Here is a 17,399-nt window from a genome sequence, read left to right on the forward strand (position 1 = left end):
GAGGCCCTTCTGACAAAGGGTGTGGCTGCTCTTCTGTCTGGGTCGATATTGGTTGAGGCTATACGTCAGCAGTTTGAACAAACGTTTGAGCAGCGCTTGGCGTCTGGGGTAATCAGCCTTATGATTTTTATATTCTTTATTTAGGTTTACACATATGGAATGCCGTGCTGGCTGTGGTGCGTGTTGCATTGCGCCTTCTATTTCTACGCCATTGCCTGCGATGCCGGAGGGTAAGCCTGCGGGTGTGCGGTGTGCGCATCTGAACGAAGTCAATCTATGCGATTTATTTGGTAAACCTGAGCGCCCACGGGTGTGTGGCGCCTTTACAGCAGATCCCTTCGTCTGTGGTCAAAGCCGTGATGAAGCGCTTATGTTGATAGCGTATCTGGAAGACGTGACTGCAGCCTGATCCACCCGCCCATATAGGCTTATGCTCATAACAAGAAGAGGAAGGTTCAATGCATACTTTTTTTAAAACGACTGTTTTAACGGCATTGGTTTCAATGCTTTGTACAAGCGTATCTGCTGATGAATGGAAGCTTGCAAAAGATGAGGATGGGGTAAAGGTTTATACCCGTAGCGTAGAGGGATCAAAGTACAAGGCTTACCGTGGTGTTGTCACTATAAAGGCTACGCCTGAGCGTATTGAGCAGCTTCAGGAGGACACTACCAACTCCTGTAAATGGCTGTATCGCTGTCAGCAGCTTAAAGTGCTCAAGCACCAAGGTCAGGACAGCTGGACCTACATGCGCATTGAAATGCCTTGGCCGGTCGCAGCGCGTGATGTAGTACTCCATATCAAAACAGAACAGGCTGGTACTGGAGGCTTTATTCGCTACTTGAAAGGCGAGCCTACGTATACGCCCCCTGCAGACGGTTATGTGCGTGTCAGCAGTTTCGAAGGTAAGTGGCAAGTCTTGCCAAAGGCTGCAGGAACGGTGGAAGTCACCTACGAAGCACAGAGCGAGCCGGGCGGAAGTATACCTTCCTGGCTGGCTAACAGTTTTGTCGTCGATGCGCCTTTCAATACGTTGCAAGGGCTGCGTAAAGCCGCTGAGAGCCGTTAAGCCATCCAAATAAAAACGCCCCGGTTTATCCGGGGCGTTTTTTAATCTACCGATTGGATCAGACGATCTCAACCGCGTCGATCTTAGCCTTGGCTGCGCTTTCGCGGAACTCAGCAATCTGATCGAAGCTCAGGTAGCGATAAACATCAGAGGCCATGCTGTCGATGTCCTTGGCGTACTGCATGTACTCTTCCGTCGTCGGCAGCTTACCCATGATGGAGGCAACAGCCGCCAACTCCGCTGAAGCCAGGTACACGTTGGCACCATCACCCAGTCGGTTCGGGAAGTTACGAGTCGAGGTCGATACTACCGTGGAGTTAGACGCAACACGTGCCTGGTTACCCATGCACAGTGAGCAGCCTGGCATCTCCATGCGCGCACCGGCTTTGCCGTAAATGCCGTAGTAGCCTTCCTCGGTCAGCTGGTGCTGGTCCATCTTGGTAGGCGGAGACAGCCACAGGCGAGTCGGGATGGCGCCCTTAACCTTGTCAAGCAGCTTGCCTGCCGCACGGAAGTGGCCGATGTTGGTCATGCAGGAGCCGATGAACACTTCATCGATCTTGTCGCCAGCCACTTGAGACAACAGACGCGCATCGTCGGGGTCATTGGGGGCACACAGGATCGGCTCAGTCACTTCAGCTAGATCGATTTCAATGATCTCGCTGTACTCGGCATCAGCATCGGCTTCCATCAGCTGAGGATCGGCCAGCCAGGCTTCCATTGCTTGAGCGCGGCGCTCCAGCGTACGGGCATCGCCGTAGCCTTCGCTGATCATCCAGCGCAGCAAGGTAATGTTGGACTGGAGGTACTCGGCAATGGATTCCCTCGACAGCTTGATGGTGCAGCCTGCAGCTGAACGCTCGGCCGACGCATCAGACAGCTCGAATGCCTGCTCTACAGTCAGGTCCGGCAAGCCTTCGATCTCGAGGATGCGGCCAGAGAAGATATTCTTCTTGCCTTTCTTCTCGACGGTCAGCAAGCCTTTCTGGATCGCATAATAGGGGATGGCATGCACGAGATCACGCAGGGTGATTCCCGGCTGCATCTTGCCCTTGAAACGTACCAGGACCGACTCCGGCATATCCAGCGGCATAACACCGGTTGCCGCGGCAAATGCTACCAGGCCAGAACCAGCCGGGAAGGAAATACCAATCGGGAAGCGGGTATGCGAATCGCCACCGGTACCAACGGTGTCAGGTAGCAACATGCGATTCAGCCAGCTGTGAATGATGCCATCGCCTGGACGCAGGGATACGCCACCACGGGTACGGATGAAATCCGGCAGTGTGTGGTGCGTCTTGACGTCAATGGGCTTGGGGTAAGCCGCTGTGTGGCAGAAGGACTGCATCACAAGGTCAGCGGAGAAGCCTAGGCAGGCGAGATCCTTCAGCTCATCACGAGTCATCGGGCCGGTAGTGTCCTGCGAGCCTACCGTTGTCATCTTCGGCTCGCAGTAGGTGCCTGGACGAACGCCAGTCACGCCACAGGCCTTGCCAACCATCTTCTGGGCCAGGGTATAACCCTTGCCGGTATCAACGGGCTGCTCGGGCGTCTTGAATAGATCTGAATGACCCAGGCCCAGCTCAGTACGAGCTTTTTCAGTCAGGCCGCGACCTACGATCAGTGGGATACGGCCGCCAGCGCGTACTTCGTCCAACAGGACCGGTGTCTTCAGTTCAAAGGTGGCAACTACATCGTCGCTACCGTGACGGGTCACTTTGCCTGCATAAGGGTAGACATCGATCACATCGCCCATTTCCAGTGCGGAAACGTCGAACTCGATTGGCAGGGCACCTGCATCTTCCATGGTGTTATAGAAGATCGGAGCGATCTTGCTACCAAAGCAGAAACCACCTGCGCGCTTGTTGGGGACGTAAGGAATGTCGTCGCCAAAGAACCAAAGCACCGAGTTGGTAGCGGATTTACGGGAAGAGCCCGTGCCTACTACGTCACCTACGTACGCAACCGGGAAGCCCTTGGCGCGAACTTCTTCGATCTGCTTCAGCGGGCCGATACTGCCTTGCTGCTCCGGTACGATGCCATCGCGAGCCATCTTCAGCATAGCCAGGGCATGCAGTGGGATGTCAGGACGCGACCAGGCGTCAGGTGCAGGGGAGAGGTCGTCGGTGTTGGTTTCGCCGGGCACCTTGAAAACGGTCAGGGTGACTTTTTCCGGAACGGCCGGGCGAGCTTTGAACCATTCGCCGTCTGCCCAGGATTGCAGCACGGCCTTGGCATTGGCATTGCCTGCCTTGGCTTTCTCAGCAACGTCATGGAAGGCATCAAACATCAGCAATGTATGCTTGAGCTGCCCAGCGGCAATGGTGCCAAGTTCGGCATCGTCCAGGAGTTCGACCATGGTGGCGATGTTGTAACCGCCCTGCATGGTGCCCAAGAGCTCGACCGCACGCTGCTTGCTGATCAGCGGGGAGCTGGCCTCGCCTTTGGCGAGTGCGGAAAGGAAGCCAGCCTTGACGTAGGCGGCTTCGTCAACACCCGGCGGAACGCGATTGGTAATCAGATCAACGAGGAATTCTTCTTCGCCTGCGGGCGGATTCTTCAAAAGTTCGACCAAACCCGCGGTCTGCTCGGCGTTAAGCGGCTGGGCAACGATACCCTGCGCGGCACGCTCTTCTACGTGTTTACGATAGGCTTCAAGCACAATATGACCCTCATCAGTGGTCCAATAATAACGTCCGGAATCTGGGAGATCCCATGAGCTTAAATGGCGGCGTAGGAATCGCTGGCAAGAGGCAGGAGCCAACGCGAACGTCATTCAGGCTCCGGTGCGAAGCTGTTTTCAAAGTTTTACGCCAGCGGTATTGCGCGTAGGATCAAGGTGCAAACGTGTGATGAGTACGTTGCACTCTGATCAAAAAACCTGCCGGATAATTATGCTCGTGACGCTTTGAAAACAGCTTCGTATCGGACATGGCGCCCCTTAGGGCGTACGAATTCTACTCCAAGGTTTCTCTAAAGTTAAGCTGAACATGCGACTAAACGACGCTGACCTTGGTTAGACGAAAGGCTAAAATAGTCTTTTGCTTAATCGGAACGGTTATGTCCAACCAGCGCATAAAGACGCCCTGCGTCGGACTTTGCTCAACAGTCTTTGGCGATCAGGTCTGCCGGGGCTGCAAACGATTCCATCACGAGATCGTGAACTGGAATGCTTATAGCGATGACGAAAAGCGAGCTGTTTGGGCGCGCCTTGAGGTGCTTCTAACCCAAGTGGTTTCTGCCAAACTTGAAGTATTTGACCCCCTGCGCCTGAAAGAGCAGTTGCAGCAAAGGAAAATTCGCTTCATTCCAGAGCAGTCTGAATACTGCTGGGCGTATCAGCTGATTTCACGTGGCGCTCGTCATATCCAACAGGTCGATGCATACGGCATATACCTTTTTCCTGAATTTAGAGAGCGCCCATTGATGGAGCTGCGTGATGCCATCGATCAGGAGTTTTTCATACTCTCCGAGGCTCATTATGAGCGCTATATAGCGCCACGCTTCCTGCTTGAGGGAATGGACGTTCGAGTCTGATACTGCACGCCGTATAATGGCTTCATATGCCAATGCAGCCGCCCCATGCGGGTGTGCTCTTCTTGATCTTGGAACAGATGACTTGAAATCAGCCGTCTGTCGTTTAAAGGGTTCGTGTTATGTTGTTGCCTGAAATGGATGAGTTCCTGGCGTGCAAAACGCCGGAGGCCTGGGTAGAGGCTGCTCTACAGGATCTGCCTACCTTGTTGATCGATCATGCCAATAATGAAAAGAAAGCAGCAGGCGCTGCGTTTCACTACCTGTTTACCTATAGCAACAAGCTGGATCTGGTAAACAAGATGTCTCGGATCGCTCGTGAGGAGCTACGGCATTTCGAGCAGGTGCTGCACATCATGAAAAAGCGGGGCATCGCGCATGAAAACGTTACGTCAGCCCGTTATGCCGGGGCTATGCGCAAGTTATGCCGTAATCATGAGCCCTATCGACTAACGGACTCGCTTGTCGTAGGAGCCTTTATCGAATGCCGCTCATGCGAACGCTTTTCTGCAGTCGCTCCACATCTGGATGAAGAATTGAGCAAGTTCTACAGCGGACTGCTCAAGTCGGAAGCGCGCCATTATCAGGATTATCTGAAGTTGGCATATCTGTATGGTGACGAGCAGGATGTAACCGCCAAGATTCAGGAGATCAGAGCGCTGGAGGCCGAGCTTATTGCCTCGGCGGATACGGAAATGCGCTTTCATAGCGGTGTGCCGCGCGCGGCTTAACCGCAAATTACGCTTCGAGCCGTATCACGCCAGCTCGAAGCGTTCCTGCTCCACGCGGTCACGGGAAATCTTCAGGACCCAGCCGTAACGGTCCCAGTCACCCAATACAATTCGCGTCGCAGCGTTGCCATCAAGCATGAATTCATGTGTGGCAGGGCGATGAGTGTGCCCATGAATCAAGGTCTGAGTGCGGGTGCGCCGCATGACACCCTCAACCTCTTCAGGTGTAACGTCCACAATGTCCATGGCTTTCTGCCGAGTCTGTACCTTGCTCTCGTTACGTAATTTCCTGGCCAGCTCGCGGCGCTTTTTTAGCGGAAGATGACGCAAGATCCACAATGAAATCGGGTTGCGAAGCCAGCGGCGTAATCGCATGTAGGCCTCGTCCCGTGTGCACAGACTGTCACCATGCATCAGCAAAAGGCGCTTTCCTTCGGTCTCGATGACGGTCGGGTCAGCCAGCAGCGTACATCCTGCCAGTCGGCAAAAGTCCTTGCCAAGCAGGAAGTCGCGGTTGCCATGCATCAAAAAAATGCGTGTGCCACGTTGGGATAGGGTTTTTAAGGCCTGCGCAATGCCTAGCTGAAATTCGTCCATGGCGTCATCGCCAATCCAGACTTCAAAAAAGTCGCCTAGAATATAGAGCGCTTCGGCGTGAATGGCCTCTGTCTCGAGAAAATGCAAAAACGCCCGGGAAATATCCGGGCGTTCAGGTTCGAGATGCAGATCAGAGATCAGCAGTATCACTCAACGATCTCGGCACGCTCGATAATGACATCTTCAGCCGGGACATCCTGATGGCCGGCGCGGGATGTAGTCGCTACACCCTTGATGGCATTGACGACATCCATGCCATCAACAACCTGACCAAACACAGCATAACCCCAGCCTTGCGTAGTAGGGGCGGTGTGGTCCAGGAAGGTATTATCGGACACGTTGATAAAGAACTGAGCGGACGCTGAATGCGGATCCATGGTGCGTGCCATGGCAACAGTGCCATTGCGGTTGGAAACGCCGTTATTCGCTTCGTTCTTGATCGGTGCGCGAGTGGACTTTTGCTTCATGCCGGGCTCGAAACCGCCGCCCTGGACCATGAAGCCGTTGATTACGCGGTGAAAGATAGTGCCGTCATAGTGACCGCTCTTTACGTACTCTTTGAAATTGGCTGCTGTTTCAGGAGCCTTGTCTTCAAACAGTTCAAGAGTGATGACGCCGTGGTTTGTATGCAGTTTGATCATGGAATTCACGTCCGTGGTCAGATAGGAAGTTTGTCAGGGTCTTGACGGGTTCGGCTATGATACGGACTTTGATTTAGTCGGCCTACCCTTAAGCCGAACAACACAGTATTAAGGACCCCATGAGCAAGCCAGAAACTCCCGCTACTCCAGCGAATTTTCTTCGTCAGATCGTCCAGGCTGATCTGGATGCCGGCAAGCACACAAAGATTGTGACACGCTTTCCGCCAGAGCCTAACGGTTATCTTCACATTGGCCACGCCAAGTCGATTTGCCTGAATTTCGGGCTGGCTCAAGAGTTTGGCGGCGAGTGCAATCTACGCTTTGATGATACGAACCCAGCCAAGGAAGACCAGGAGTACATCGATGCCATCAAAAATGATGTCGAGTGGCTGGGCTTCAAGTGGGCCGGTGAGGAGCGCTATGCCTCCAATTATTTCGATCAGCTCTATGACTGGGCGATACACCTGATCAAGACGGGCAACGCGTATGTGGATGATCTGACCCCTGAGCAGGCGCGTGAGTACCGTGGCACCCTAACTGAGCCGGGTAAGAATAGTCCGTTTCGCGATCGCTCCGTTGAAGAGAACCTGGACCTCTTTACGCGCATGAAGGCGGGCGAGTTCAAGGATGGTGAAAGAGCGCTGCGTGCTAAAATAGACATGGCCTCGCCAAATATGAACCTGCGCGATCCGATTTTGTATCGCATCCGCCACGCTCACCACCATCAGACGGGTGACAAGTGGTGCATCTATCCGAGCTATGACTTCACGCATGGTCAGTCAGATGCGATCGAGGGGATTACTCACTCCATCTGTACGCTCGAGTTTGAAGATCACCGCCCGTTGTATGAGTGGTTCCTGGCAAATCTTCCTGTACCGGCACAGCCACGGCAGTACGAATTTGCTCGTCTGAACCTCAACTACACCGTAACCAGCAAGCGCAAGCTGAAGCAGCTAGTGGATGAGCGTCATGTAAGTGGTTGGGATGACCCACGCATGTCCACGTTGTCTGGCTATCGCCGCCGTGGTTATACGCCTGCTTCGATTCGCAATTTCTGCGAGATGGTGGGCGTCGCGCGCTCCAATGGCGTAGTCGATATTGCCATGCTTGAATTCAGTATTCGTGAAGACCTGGATCGAAATGCGCCTCGCGCCATGTGTGTATTGCGACCGCTTAAGGTTGTCATCACTAATTATCCCGAGGGTAAGGTAGAGCAGTTGGAATTGCCGCGCCATCCTAAAGAGGATATGGGGGTGCGTACGCTGCCGTTCACGCGTGAACTCTATATCGATCGTGACGATTTCATGATTGATCCCCCTAAGGGTTATAAGCGTCTCGAGCCCAATGGCGAAGTGCGTTTACGGGGCAGTTACGTTGTCCGCGCCGATGAGGTCATCAAAGACGAAGCGGGCAATATCATCGAGCTGCGCTGCTCTTATGATCCTGAGACCCTCGGCAAGAACCCTGAGGGGCGTAAGGTGAAAGGGGTTATTCACTGGGTGCCTGCTGAAGGCAGTGTTGAGTGTGAGGTCCGCCTGTACGACCGTCTGTTCCGTTCGCCGCAGCCTGAGAAGGCGGAAGAAGGCCAGACGTTCCTCGACAACATCAATCCAGAGTCACTACAAGTGCTGACGGGATGTCGTGCTGAGCCGTCGCTTGCGCAGTCTCAGCCTGAAGACCGCTTCCAGTTCGAGCGTGAGGGATACTTCTGCGTTGATCTGAAAGACTCCAAGCCTGGTGCGCCGGTCTTCAATCGTACTGTTACCTTACGCGATTCCTGGGGGCAATAATGCCACTTGCGATATACAACACGCTGACCAAGTCAAAGGAAGCATTCAAGCCGCTCGAGGGCAATAACGTTCGCATGTATGTTTGCGGGATGACGGTATATGACTTCTGTCATATCGGTCATGCGCGGGTCATGGTGGCGTTTGATGTCATCGCTCGCTGGCTGCGCCAGTCGGGGTATGACCTGACATACGTACGCAACATTACGGATATCGATGACAAGATTATTCGGCGTGCTCAGGAAAATGGCGAGACATTCAAGGATCTGACTGGGCGCATGATTGAAGCAATGCACCAGGATGAAACACGCCTGGGTGTTCAGCGTCCTGACGTGGAGCCCTGCGCAACGGACCATATTCCAGGCATGTTTGCCATGATCCAGACCCTGATAGACAAGGGGTATGCCTATGCGCCTGGAAACGGTGATGTGTATTACCGAGTAGGAAAATTTGTCGGTTACGGGAAGCTGTCACGCAAAAAGATCGAAGATCTTCGCATCGGTGCCCGTATCGAGGTAGATGAGTCCAAAGAAGATCCTCTGGACTTTGTGTTGTGGAAGGCGGCCAAGCCGGGTGAGCCTAGCTGGGAATCACCATGGGGAGCAGGGCGTCCGGGCTGGCATATTGAGTGCTCGGTCATGTCTACCTGCTGCTTGGGTGATACGTTTGATATCCATGGTGGCGGGCCTGATCTGGTCTTCCCGCACCATGAGAATGAAATTGCCCAGAGCGAAGCGGCTACCGGAAAGACTTATGCAGCCTCGTGGATGCATGCTGGTGCTGTGCGAGTTGACGGTGAGAAAATGTCTAAATCGTTAGGCAATTTCTTCACTATTCGCGAGGTGCTGGAAAAATATCATCCTGAGGTGGTTCGCTATCTGCTGGTCTCCAGTCATTACCGTAGCCCGATCAACTACTCTGAAGAAAGCCTTCGTGAGGCTCGCGGGGCTTTGGATCGCTTCTACCATGCCATGAAAGGACTCCCCACGGCCGCGCCCGCAGGTGGCGAGGTCTATACGGAGCGCTTTGCAGCGGCAATGGATGATGACTTCAATACGCCCGAGGCGTGTGCGGTATTGTTCGAAATGGCCCGGGAAGTCAATCGTCTGCGCGATCAGGATGTCCATACTGCAGCCGGGCTCGCTTCTTGGCTAAAGCAGCTTGCTGAGGTCTTAGGAGTTCTGCAACTTGAGCCGGATGACTATTTGCGCGCAGGTGCCGAAGGCAAGATTGATGAGGCTTCTGTGGAGCGACTGATTCAGGCTCGTCTTGACGCGCGTGCTGCAAAGAACTGGGCGGAGTCTGATCGTATTCGTGATGAGCTGACAGCCATGGGTGTCGTACTTGAAGACGGAAAGGGTGGGACGACGTGGCGTTTGGCTAACTGAGTTCTATCTGCATTTAAAAAGGCCGCATCAGCGGCCTTTTTTATGTGTGCTTACTCCGCGTGCAATTGCTCAGCTGCATACAAGGTGTTTTCTAACAGGCACGCCCGTGTCATGGGGCCCACGCCGCCGGGCACAGGGGTGATCCAACTGGCGCGTTCAAGGGCTGTCTCGTATTCAACGTCGCCAACCAATTTGCCGTCTGCCTGACGGTTAATGCCGACATCAATGACAATCGCGCCCTCCTTGATCCATTCGCCTTTTACAAGACCAGGCTTGCCGGCTGCCACAACGACTAGATCTGCCTGGCTAAGGTGAGCGGCCAGGTCCCGGGTAAAGCGGTGAGTAACCGTGACGGTGCAGCCTCCCAGAAGTAGCTCCAGTGCCATAGGTCGGCCAACAATGTTGGAAGCCCCTACAACCACTGCATTCATTCCATACAGGTCTGCTCCAATACTTTCCAAAAGACGCATGATGCCCTTGGGTGTGCAGGGGCGGAGCAGGGGGATGCGTTGAGCGAGTCGGCCTATGTTGAATGGATGGAAGCCATCAACATCCTTGTCAGGACTGATGCGCTCAAGCAGATTGGATGCATCAAGATGAGCAGGGAGAGGAAGCTGAAGCAGGATACCGTCAACAGCGGTATCTGCATTTAGCGAGTCTATTAATGCTTCCAGTTCTTCTTGCGTTGTGGTGCTGGGCAGGTCGTATGCCCTGGATACGAAGCCTACTTCCTCGCAGTCCTTTCTTTTGTGAGTGACATATACCGTAGAGGCTGGATCGTCACCTACCAGAATGACTGCCAGGCCAGGGGCGCGTAACCCTAGTTGACGCCGTTGGGCAACGCGTTGGGCAATTTCTTGGCGGAGAGAAGCGGCGATCGCTTTGCCGTCGATCAGTTGAGCAGTCATATGCAGATAGGTCTTGCTAATGGAAGAGGATGCTTATTTTCGCATGTACACACCAAAGGAAGAAGCCTTCGTAAGAGGGTAGTGAACCTATCTTCTTAATTTTTTTAAAAAAATTGTTGACGGGTGGTCGAGTGATTCGTAATATACGCCCCGCTTGCCGAGCACAGCCTGAAGCGAGATTGGAAGGCGATGCGAACCGGCTCAGCTTCTTAGGAAGTTGTTTCGTAAGCAACGGTTGCTGCGCAATAAAGCGCCCGTAGCTCAGCTGGATAGAGCATCCGCCTTCTAAGCGGATGGTCGCAGGTTCGAGTCCTGCCGGGCGCGCCATTGGCGGTTCGGCGCAAGCAATGCAATATGGTGGGCGTAGCTCAGTTGGTAGAGCACAGGATTGTGGCTCCTGGTGTCGTGGGTTCGATTCCCATCGTCCACCCCATATTGAGAGTGCTAGGCTTAACGCCTGGTACTCGTTTTAAGTGTTACGCGGATGTGGTGGAATTGGTAGACACACTGGATTTAGGTTCCAGCGCCGCAAGGTGTGAGAGTTCGAGTCTCTCCGTCCGCACCATAGTGAAAAGCCGACAGCGATGTCGGCTTTTTTTTTGCCATTGGAAATGGCAAGCATGTTTAGGTATGAGCGAGAGGGGTTGCAGGCTTTTTTCATGCTTGGTGACCAATACCTGCTTTATGCAGGATGACTTCCGTATCCTCTGCTACTAGAATGCTTGCCCTGTTTCTGGGGGCCGGAACGGCCGGCCTATGTCTGTGCCATGAGGATTATCCATGCAAGTTTCTGTTGAAAGCACCTCCGCTCTCGAGCGCCGAATGACCGTAGGCGTGCCGGCCGAGCGTATCGAGACCGAAGTCGCCAAGCGTCTGCAGCAAACTGCTCGCCGCGTTAAAGTGCCTGGTTTCCGTCCTGGTAAGGTACCGATGAGTGTTATCCGTCAGCGCTACGAAGCTACTGCTCGTCAGGAAGCCTTCGGTGATCTGATTCAAGAAACATTTTATGAGGCCATTGTTCAGGAAAAACTGAACCCGGCAGGTGCGCCTTCTGTTGAGCCTAAGGCTTACGAAAAGGGCAAGGATCTTGAATACGTCGCTACGTTCGAAGTATTCCCTGAGTTTGAAGTGAAGGGTCTGGAAGACATCCAGGTTGAGCGTCTGCAGTCTGATGTAGCAGATAGCGATCTGGATAACATGCTTGAGATCCTGCGCAAGCAAAACACCCGCTATGAGGAAGTTGACCGCGAAGCAGCCAATGATGATCAGGTCACCATTGATTTCGTCGGTAAAATTGACGGTGAGGCTTTCCAGGGCGGTTCTGCAAGTGGTACGCAGCTAGTGCTGGGTTCCGGTCGCATGATTCCTGGCTTTGAAGACGGTCTTGTTGGTGCAAAGGCAGGCGAAGAGCGCGTTCTTAATCTAAACTTCCCTGAGGATTACCAAAACCTGGATCTGGCAGGCAAAGCTGCTGAGTTCACGGTAACGGTCACCAAGGTCTCTGCTCCTCAGTTGCCTGAAATGAACGAGGAGTTCTTTGCTCAGTTCGGCGTACAGGAATCTACTCTGGAAGGTTTCCGTGCTGAAGTTCGCAAGAATATGGATCGTGAACTGCGTCAGGCAATCAAGAACAAGGTCAAGAACCAGGTTATGGATGGCTTGATTGCGGCTAACCCGATCGAAGTTCCTGCCGCTCTGATCAGTAGTGAGGTCGATCGACTGCGCGTTCAGGCTGTTCAGCAGTTCGGTGGTAACATCAAGCCTGATCAGCTGCCGGCTGAAATGTTTACCGAGCAAGCCAAGCGCCGCGTAGTTCTAGGCCTGATCATTGCTGAAATGGTCAAGCAATTTGAGCTTAAGCCTGACGATGAGCGTGTGCGTGCCCTGATCGAAGAAATGGCCTCTGCCTATCAGGAGCCTGAGCAGGTAGTTGCCTGGTACTACCAAAACGAACAGCAATTGAACGAAGTTCGTTCAGTTGTACTCGAAGAACAAGTCGTAGATACTGTTCTTGAAAAGGCTAAAGTGACCGATAAGCAGGTTTCATACGAGGACGCGGTCAAACCGGCCGAGGCCTCGCAAGCAGCCTGATCTTTACCCGCCTCGAATCACATAAGCCAGCCTCGTGCTGGCTTATGCGTCTTAAGGCAAGACCATCCTGATAGGGAGTGATCGCAGGACATGTCCCGCAATTCGTTCATGCAAACAATGCCCGAAGTTCAAGCCGCTGGTGGCCTGGTGCCTATGGTGGTCGAACAATCTGCTCGTGGCGAGCGCGCGTATGATATTTACTCGCGTCTGCTTAAAGAGCGTGTGATTTTCCTGGTTGGCCAAGTCGAGGACTATATGGCTAACCTAGTAGTCGCTCAGCTACTGTTTCTGGAAGCGGAAAATCCTGACAAGGATATTCACCTCTATATCAACTCTCCCGGTGGTTCGGTGACCGCAGGTATGTCTATTTATGACACCATGCAGTTCATCAAGCCTGATGTTTCAACAATTTGCGTAGGGCAGGCGTGCAGCATGGGCGCTTTGCTGTTGGCAGGTGGTACTGGCGGCAAACGCTATTGCCTGCCTCACTCTCGCATGATGATTCACCAGCCTTTGGGTGGTTTCCAGGGGCAGGCATCGGACATTGAAATTCACGCACGTGAAATTTTAACGATCCGTGAGCGTCTAAACAAAGTGTTGGCTCATCATACGGGTCAACCCATGGATGTTATCGCACGTGATACCGATCGCGATAATTTCATGAGCGGTGATGAGGCTGTGAAATATGGCCTGATCGACAAGGTGTTGGAAAAGCGCAATATTCCCGCTTGAGTCGGCAAGCCTGCCATAAAGTGATGATTACTAAGTGGCAGGCTTGAAAATGCATGGATTTGCCTTCATCTTGTTCCTGTAAGTAACCCGATTGGATTGATCGAATGACAGATACTCGCAACGGTGACGACAACGGCAAGCTGTTGTATTGCTCTTTCTGCGGCAAGAGCCAGCATGAAGTGCGTAAGTTGATTGCCGGTCCCTCAGTCTTTATTTGCGATGAATGTGTCGACCTGTGCAATGACATCATCCGTGAGGAAGTACAGGAAGCCCAGGCCGAGAACAGTGCACATAAACTTCCAGCACCTAAAGAAATCAGTACGATTCTTGATCAGTACGTGATTGGTCAGGAACGTGCCAAAAAAGTATTAGCTGTAGCGGTTTATAACCACTACAAGCGCCTAAACCAACGTGAAAAGAAAGATGACGTTGAGTTAGGCAAGAGTAATATTCTGCTTATTGGGCCTACGGGTTCTGGTAAGACGTTGCTGGCTGAAACGCTGGCGCGCTTGTTGAACGTACCGTTTACCATTGCAGATGCCACTACGCTAACCGAAGCAGGTTATGTGGGTGAGGATGTTGAAAACATCATTCAGAAACTGTTGCAGAAATGCGACTATGACGTTGAAAAAGCCCAGATGGGTATTGTCTATATCGATGAGATAGACAAGATTTCGCGTAAGTCTGATAACCCCTCTATTACCCGCGATGTGTCGGGTGAAGGTGTACAGCAGGCGTTGCTCAAGCTTATCGAAGGCACCGTAGCCTCTGTACCTCCCCAGGGTGGGCGCAAACATCCCCAGCAAGAATTCCTGCAGGTGGATACGCGTAACATTCTGTTCATTTGCGGTGGTGCATTTGCCGGTCTGGAGAAGGTCATTCAGAGCCGCTCCACCAAGGCAGGTGGAATTGGGTTTAATGCCGAGGTGCGTAGCCAGGAGTTGGGTAAGAAAATCGGCGAGTCACTTCGTGAAGCCGAACCCGAGGATCTGGTCAAGTTTGGTCTTATTCCTGAGTTCGTAGGCCGTTTGCCTGTGATTGCGACGCTGGATGAACTTGATGAAGCTGCTCTTATGCAGATTCTGACCGAGCCCAAAAACGCATTGACCAAGCAATACGGCAAGCTCTTCGAAATGGAAGAGGTAGATCTTGAGTTCCGTCCAGATGCCCTTAAGGCAGTAGCCCGTAAGGCGCTGGAACGTAAAACAGGCGCTCGCGGTCTACGCTCCATCCTAGAAGGCGTTCTACTCGATACGATGTATGAGATCCCTTCTCAGAAGGAGGTTAGCAAAGTCGTTATTGACGAGAGCGTTATCGAAGGCGCCTCCCAGCCACTGTTGATTTATGAAAACAACGACCCGGTCAAAGCGGCACCGGATGCATAAATGAAAAGGGGCCCTTGAGGGCCCCTTCGCATTAGTTAGCCTTGTTTTCTGATCGATTAGGCCGCATGTTAGAAAAACATGCCTTACGGTCGTGCTTATGCGGCCAGTCGAATGCCAAGAGCTGAAACCATGAATAAAACGATTGAATTGCCTCTTTTGCCACTGCGTGATGTAGTGGTGTATCCGCATATGGTAATTCCGCTCTTTGTTGGGCGTGAAAAATCTGTTGAGGCCCTGGAAGCTGCCATGGCCAGCGACAAGCAGATTCTGCTGCTTGCGCAAAAGAATCCTACTGACGATGATCCAGATTCCGATGGCTTGTACCGTATGGGTACAGTCGCCACCGTCTTGCAGCTGCTTAAACTTCCTGATGGCACAGTTAAAGTCCTGGTAGAGGGTGAGCAGCGTGGCAACATTGAGCGTTTTGTAGAGGCGAAAGGTTACTCTCGCGCTGAAGTTCAGCTAATCGAAGATACCGAGGCTCCAGACCGCGAATCGGAAGTTTTTGTTCGTAGTCTGATGAGCCAATTCGAGCAGTATGTCCAGCTCGGCAAAAAAGTGCCCGCGGAAGTATTGTCTTCGCTTAATGGTATCGACGATCCAGGTCGCCTGGTCGATACGATGGCTGCTCATATGGCTCTCAAGCTTGAGCAGAAGCAGGAAATTTTGGAAATTGTGGATCTGGCTGAGCGCGTTGAGCATGTTCTCGCGTTGCTGGATGCAGAAATTGATCTATTGCAAGTTGAAAAGCGTATTCGTGGCCGCGTCAAGAAGCAGATGGAACGCAGCCAGCGCGAGTACTACTTAAACGAGCAGATGAAGGCCATCCAGAAAGAGCTGGGTGATATCGACGAAGGTCATAGCGAAATCGATGACCTGAAGAAGCGTATCGATAATGCGGGGCTGACCAAAGAAGCGTTGGCTAAGGCCACCGCTGAGCTGAACAAGCTCAAGCAGATGTCTCCAATGTCTGCGGAAGCTACTGTAGTACGCTCATACATTGACTGGCTTGTTAATGTCCCATGGAAGGCTGAGAGTAAGGTTCGTTTGGATCTTGGCAAGGCCGAAGACATTCTTGATGAAGATCATTACGGTCTTGAAGAGGTCAAAGAGCGCATCCTTGAATACCTCGCTGTCCAGAAGCGAGTTAAGAAAGTGCGCGGCCCGGTATTATGTTTGGTAGGTCCACCAGGCGTGGGTAAAACCTCTTTGGCTGAGTCCATTGCACGTTCTACAGGCCGGAAATTTGTTCGTATGGCGCTCGGTGGAGTGCGTGACGAGGCTGAAATTCGTGGTCATCGCCGTACATACATTGGCTCCATGCCGGGTCGGTTGATTCAGAAAATGACCAAGGTTGGTGTGCGTAACCCATTATTCTTGCTTGATGAAATCGACAAGATGGGTAACGACATGCGTGGTGATCCTGCTTCTGCTTTGCTGGAAGTATTGGATCCAGAGCAGAACCATAACTTTAATGATCACTATCTGGAAGTTGACTACGACCTGTCCGACGTCATGTTCCTGTGTACGGCCAACTCCATGAATATTCCAGCACCGCTGCTGGATCGTATGGAAGTGATTCGCCTGCCAGGTTATACGGAAGACGAAAAGGTCAACATTGCGACCAAATACCTGATACCCAAGCAGGTTAAAGCCAACGGTTTGAAAAAAACCGAAGTAACCTTTGACGAATCTGCTCTAAGAGATATGGTGCGTTATTACACCCGCGAAGCAGGTGTCCGTAGTCTTGAGCGTCAGGTGGCTAAAGTCTGCCGCAAGATCGTTAAGGAGCATGCGAAGGAAAAAGCATCTCAGCAGGCGGTAGTAAGCAGTGAGACGCTTGAGCATTACTTGGGCGTACGCAAGTTCCGTTACGGTCTCGCAGAGCAGCAGGACCAGATTGGACAAGTGACAGGTCTTGCCTGGACTCAGGTAGGTGGTGAGTTGCTGACAATCGAGGCGGCAGTAGTGCCCGGCAAAGGGCAGCTGATCAAGACCGGCTCGCTGGGTGATGTAATGGCAGAATCCATTACAGCAGCACTAACGGTTGTACGTAGCCGTGGCAAGAGTTTGGGTATCACTAAAGACTTCCATGAGAAGCATGATATTCATATTCACGTACCTGAAGGTGCAACGCCCAAAGATGGCCCGAGTGCAGGGGTTGGTATGTGTACTGCACTGGTATCGGCTGCTACGAAGATTCCAGTACGCGCTGATGTGGCCATGACAGGTGAGATCACGCTACGTGGTCAGGTGCTTGCCATTGGTGGCTTGAAGGAGAAATTACTGGCTGCTCACCGTGGTGGAATCCGTACGGTTATCATTCCAGAGGAAAACGTACGCGATCTGCGCGACATTCCAGACAATATTAAGGCCGATTTGGTGATTAAGCCTGTCAAATGGATTGACGAGGTCCTCCAGGTTGCGTTGCAATATGCGCCGGAGCCCTTGCCAGATGCGGCTCCTGAAATAGTCACGAATGAAGAAAAGCGCGAGCAGGATTCAAAAGAACGAATTAGCACGCACTAGCCAGAGCTT

The 17,399-nt window shown here is 52.6% G+C and carries 14 protein-coding genes and 3 tRNA genes; 13 read left to right on the top strand and 4 right to left on the bottom strand.

Translation table 11 applies throughout. The features are described 5' to 3' along the window. Window positions 1-154: 154 nt before the first annotated feature. Both IEX86_RS18230 and IEX86_RS18235 read left to right on the top strand, forming a co-directional pair. Window positions 155-409, top strand: a complete 255-nt coding sequence (locus IEX86_RS18230) for a YkgJ family cysteine cluster protein (protein ID WP_188867577.1) — start codon at window positions 155-157, stop codon at window positions 407-409. A gap of 49 nt (window positions 410-458) precedes the next feature. Then, window positions 459-1,067, top strand: a complete 609-nt coding sequence (locus IEX86_RS18235) for an START domain-containing protein (protein WP_188867578.1) — start codon at window positions 459-461, stop codon at window positions 1,065-1,067. 58 nt (window positions 1,068-1,125) lie between these two features. Here the strand turns inward: IEX86_RS18235 and acnB are convergent, their stop codons facing one another. Then, window positions 1,126-3,729: a bifunctional aconitate hydratase 2/2-methylisocitrate dehydratase gene (acnB, locus tag IEX86_RS18240; RefSeq protein WP_188867741.1), complete on the bottom strand. Its 2,604-nt coding sequence runs from the start codon at window positions 3,727-3,729 to the stop codon at window positions 1,126-1,128. Window positions 3,730-4,127: 398 nt separating this feature from the next. Here acnB and IEX86_RS18245 point away from each other — a divergent pair, with 398 nt between their 5' ends. Both IEX86_RS18245 and IEX86_RS18250 read left to right on the top strand, forming a co-directional pair. Next, window positions 4,128-4,604, top strand: a complete 477-nt coding sequence (locus tag IEX86_RS18245; RefSeq protein ID WP_188867579.1) for a DUF1289 domain-containing protein — start codon at window positions 4,128-4,130, stop codon at window positions 4,602-4,604. 119 nt (window positions 4,605-4,723) lie between these two features. Then, entirely contained in the window at window positions 4,724-5,332 is a 609-nt protein-coding gene (locus tag IEX86_RS18250; RefSeq protein ID WP_188867580.1) for a MiaE family protein, read from the top strand. 24 nt (window positions 5,333-5,356) lie between these two features. Here the strand turns inward: IEX86_RS18250 and IEX86_RS18255 are convergent, their stop codons facing one another. Continuing rightward, on the bottom strand, window positions 5,357-6,079 hold the full coding sequence (locus IEX86_RS18255) for a UDP-2,3-diacylglucosamine diphosphatase (protein ID WP_188867581.1): 723 nt from the start codon (window positions 6,077-6,079) through the stop codon (window positions 5,357-5,359). Continuing rightward, window positions 6,076-6,570, bottom strand: coding sequence for a peptidylprolyl isomerase (locus IEX86_RS18260; protein WP_188867582.1), 495 nt, complete (start codon window positions 6,568-6,570; stop codon window positions 6,076-6,078). Before IEX86_RS18260 ends, IEX86_RS18255 begins: the two co-directional genes overlap by 4 nt. A 119-nt stretch (window positions 6,571-6,689) precedes the next feature. On the opposite strand from IEX86_RS18260, the gene IEX86_RS18265 reads away from it, so the two are divergent. Both IEX86_RS18265 and cysS read left to right on the top strand, forming a co-directional pair. Continuing rightward, window positions 6,690-8,360, top strand: coding sequence for a glutamine--tRNA ligase/YqeY domain fusion protein (locus IEX86_RS18265; protein WP_188867583.1), 1,671 nt, complete (start codon window positions 6,690-6,692; stop codon window positions 8,358-8,360). Then, window positions 8,360-9,745 (top strand): cysteine--tRNA ligase, encoded by a 1,386-nt coding sequence (gene cysS, locus IEX86_RS18270; protein ID WP_188867584.1) that lies wholly within the window; start codon window positions 8,360-8,362, stop codon window positions 9,743-9,745. Before IEX86_RS18265 ends, cysS begins: the two co-directional genes overlap by 1 nt. A 50-nt stretch (window positions 9,746-9,795) precedes the next feature. On the opposite strand, the gene folD is transcribed toward cysS, so the two are convergent. After that, window positions 9,796-10,653: a bifunctional methylenetetrahydrofolate dehydrogenase/methenyltetrahydrofolate cyclohydrolase FolD gene (folD, locus tag IEX86_RS18275; protein ID WP_188867585.1), complete on the bottom strand. Its 858-nt coding sequence runs from the start codon at window positions 10,651-10,653 to the stop codon at window positions 9,796-9,798. A 250-nt stretch (window positions 10,654-10,903) separates the two neighbouring features. Between folD and IEX86_RS18280 the strand changes: the two genes are divergently transcribed. The 7 genes from IEX86_RS18280 (at window position 10,904) to lon (ending at window position 17,390) form a co-directional block, all read left to right on the top strand. Continuing rightward, window positions 10,904-10,980 (top strand) — tRNA-Arg (locus IEX86_RS18280). Window positions 10,981-11,010: 30 nt separating this feature from the next. After that, window positions 11,011-11,086, top strand: a tRNA-His gene (locus tag IEX86_RS18285). Window positions 11,087-11,133: 47 nt separating this feature from the next. Beyond that, window positions 11,134-11,218 (top strand) — tRNA-Leu (locus tag IEX86_RS18290). A gap of 215 nt (window positions 11,219-11,433) precedes the next feature. Further along, complete coding sequence (gene tig / locus IEX86_RS18295) at window positions 11,434-12,744, top strand: trigger factor (RefSeq protein ID WP_188867586.1); 1,311 nt, start codon at window positions 11,434-11,436, stop codon at window positions 12,742-12,744. Between the two features lie 90 nt (window positions 12,745-12,834). Then, window positions 12,835-13,476 carry an ATP-dependent Clp endopeptidase proteolytic subunit ClpP gene (gene clpP, locus IEX86_RS18300; RefSeq protein ID WP_188867587.1) on the top strand — a complete coding sequence of 214 codons (642 nt, stop codon included), beginning with the start codon at window positions 12,835-12,837 and terminating at the stop codon, window positions 13,474-13,476. A 104-nt stretch (window positions 13,477-13,580) separates the two neighbouring features. Beyond that, complete coding sequence (clpX, locus tag IEX86_RS18305) at window positions 13,581-14,861, top strand: ATP-dependent Clp protease ATP-binding subunit ClpX (protein ID WP_188867588.1); 1,281 nt, start codon at window positions 13,581-13,583, stop codon at window positions 14,859-14,861. A gap of 129 nt (window positions 14,862-14,990) precedes the next feature. Next, window positions 14,991-17,390, top strand: coding sequence for an endopeptidase La (gene lon, locus IEX86_RS18310; protein WP_188867589.1), 2,400 nt, complete (start codon window positions 14,991-14,993; stop codon window positions 17,388-17,390). The last annotated feature ends 9 nt before the right edge of the window (window positions 17,391-17,399 follow it).

Origin of the sequence: Pseudomonas asuensis (assembly GCF_014646755.1) — a bacterium.
Taxonomy (GTDB): Bacteria; Pseudomonadota; Gammaproteobacteria; order Pseudomonadales; family Pseudomonadaceae; genus Chryseomonas; species Chryseomonas asuensis.

Excerpts from the sequence above, each read along its gene's own strand:
- IEX86_RS18230 (WP_188867577.1), top strand. The coding sequence starts at position 155 with ATGGAATGCCGTGCTGGCTGTGGTGCGTGTTGCATTGCGCCTTCTATT.
- IEX86_RS18235 (WP_188867578.1), top strand. The coding sequence starts at position 459 with ATGCATACTTTTTTTAAAACGACTGTTTTAACGGCATTGGTTTCAATG.
- IEX86_RS18245 (WP_188867579.1), top strand. The coding sequence starts at position 4,128 with ATGTCCAACCAGCGCATAAAGACGCCCTGCGTCGGACTTTGCTCAACA.
- IEX86_RS18250 (WP_188867580.1), top strand. The coding sequence starts at position 4,724 with ATGTTGTTGCCTGAAATGGATGAGTTCCTGGCGTGCAAAACGCCGGAG.
- IEX86_RS18260 (WP_188867582.1), bottom strand. The coding sequence starts at position 6,570 with ATGATCAAACTGCATACAAACCACGGCGTCATCACTCTTGAACTGTTT.
- IEX86_RS18265 (WP_188867583.1), top strand. The coding sequence starts at position 6,690 with ATGAGCAAGCCAGAAACTCCCGCTACTCCAGCGAATTTTCTTCGTCAG.
- cysS (WP_188867584.1), top strand. The coding sequence starts at position 8,360 with ATGCCACTTGCGATATACAACACGCTGACCAAGTCAAAGGAAGCATTC.
- folD (WP_188867585.1), bottom strand. The coding sequence starts at position 10,653 with ATGACTGCTCAACTGATCGACGGCAAAGCGATCGCCGCTTCTCTCCGC.
- tig (WP_188867586.1), top strand. The coding sequence starts at position 11,434 with ATGCAAGTTTCTGTTGAAAGCACCTCCGCTCTCGAGCGCCGAATGACC.
- clpP (WP_188867587.1), top strand. The coding sequence starts at position 12,835 with ATGTCCCGCAATTCGTTCATGCAAACAATGCCCGAAGTTCAAGCCGCT.
- clpX (WP_188867588.1), top strand. The coding sequence starts at position 13,581 with ATGACAGATACTCGCAACGGTGACGACAACGGCAAGCTGTTGTATTGC.
- lon (WP_188867589.1), top strand. The coding sequence starts at position 14,991 with ATGAATAAAACGATTGAATTGCCTCTTTTGCCACTGCGTGATGTAGTG.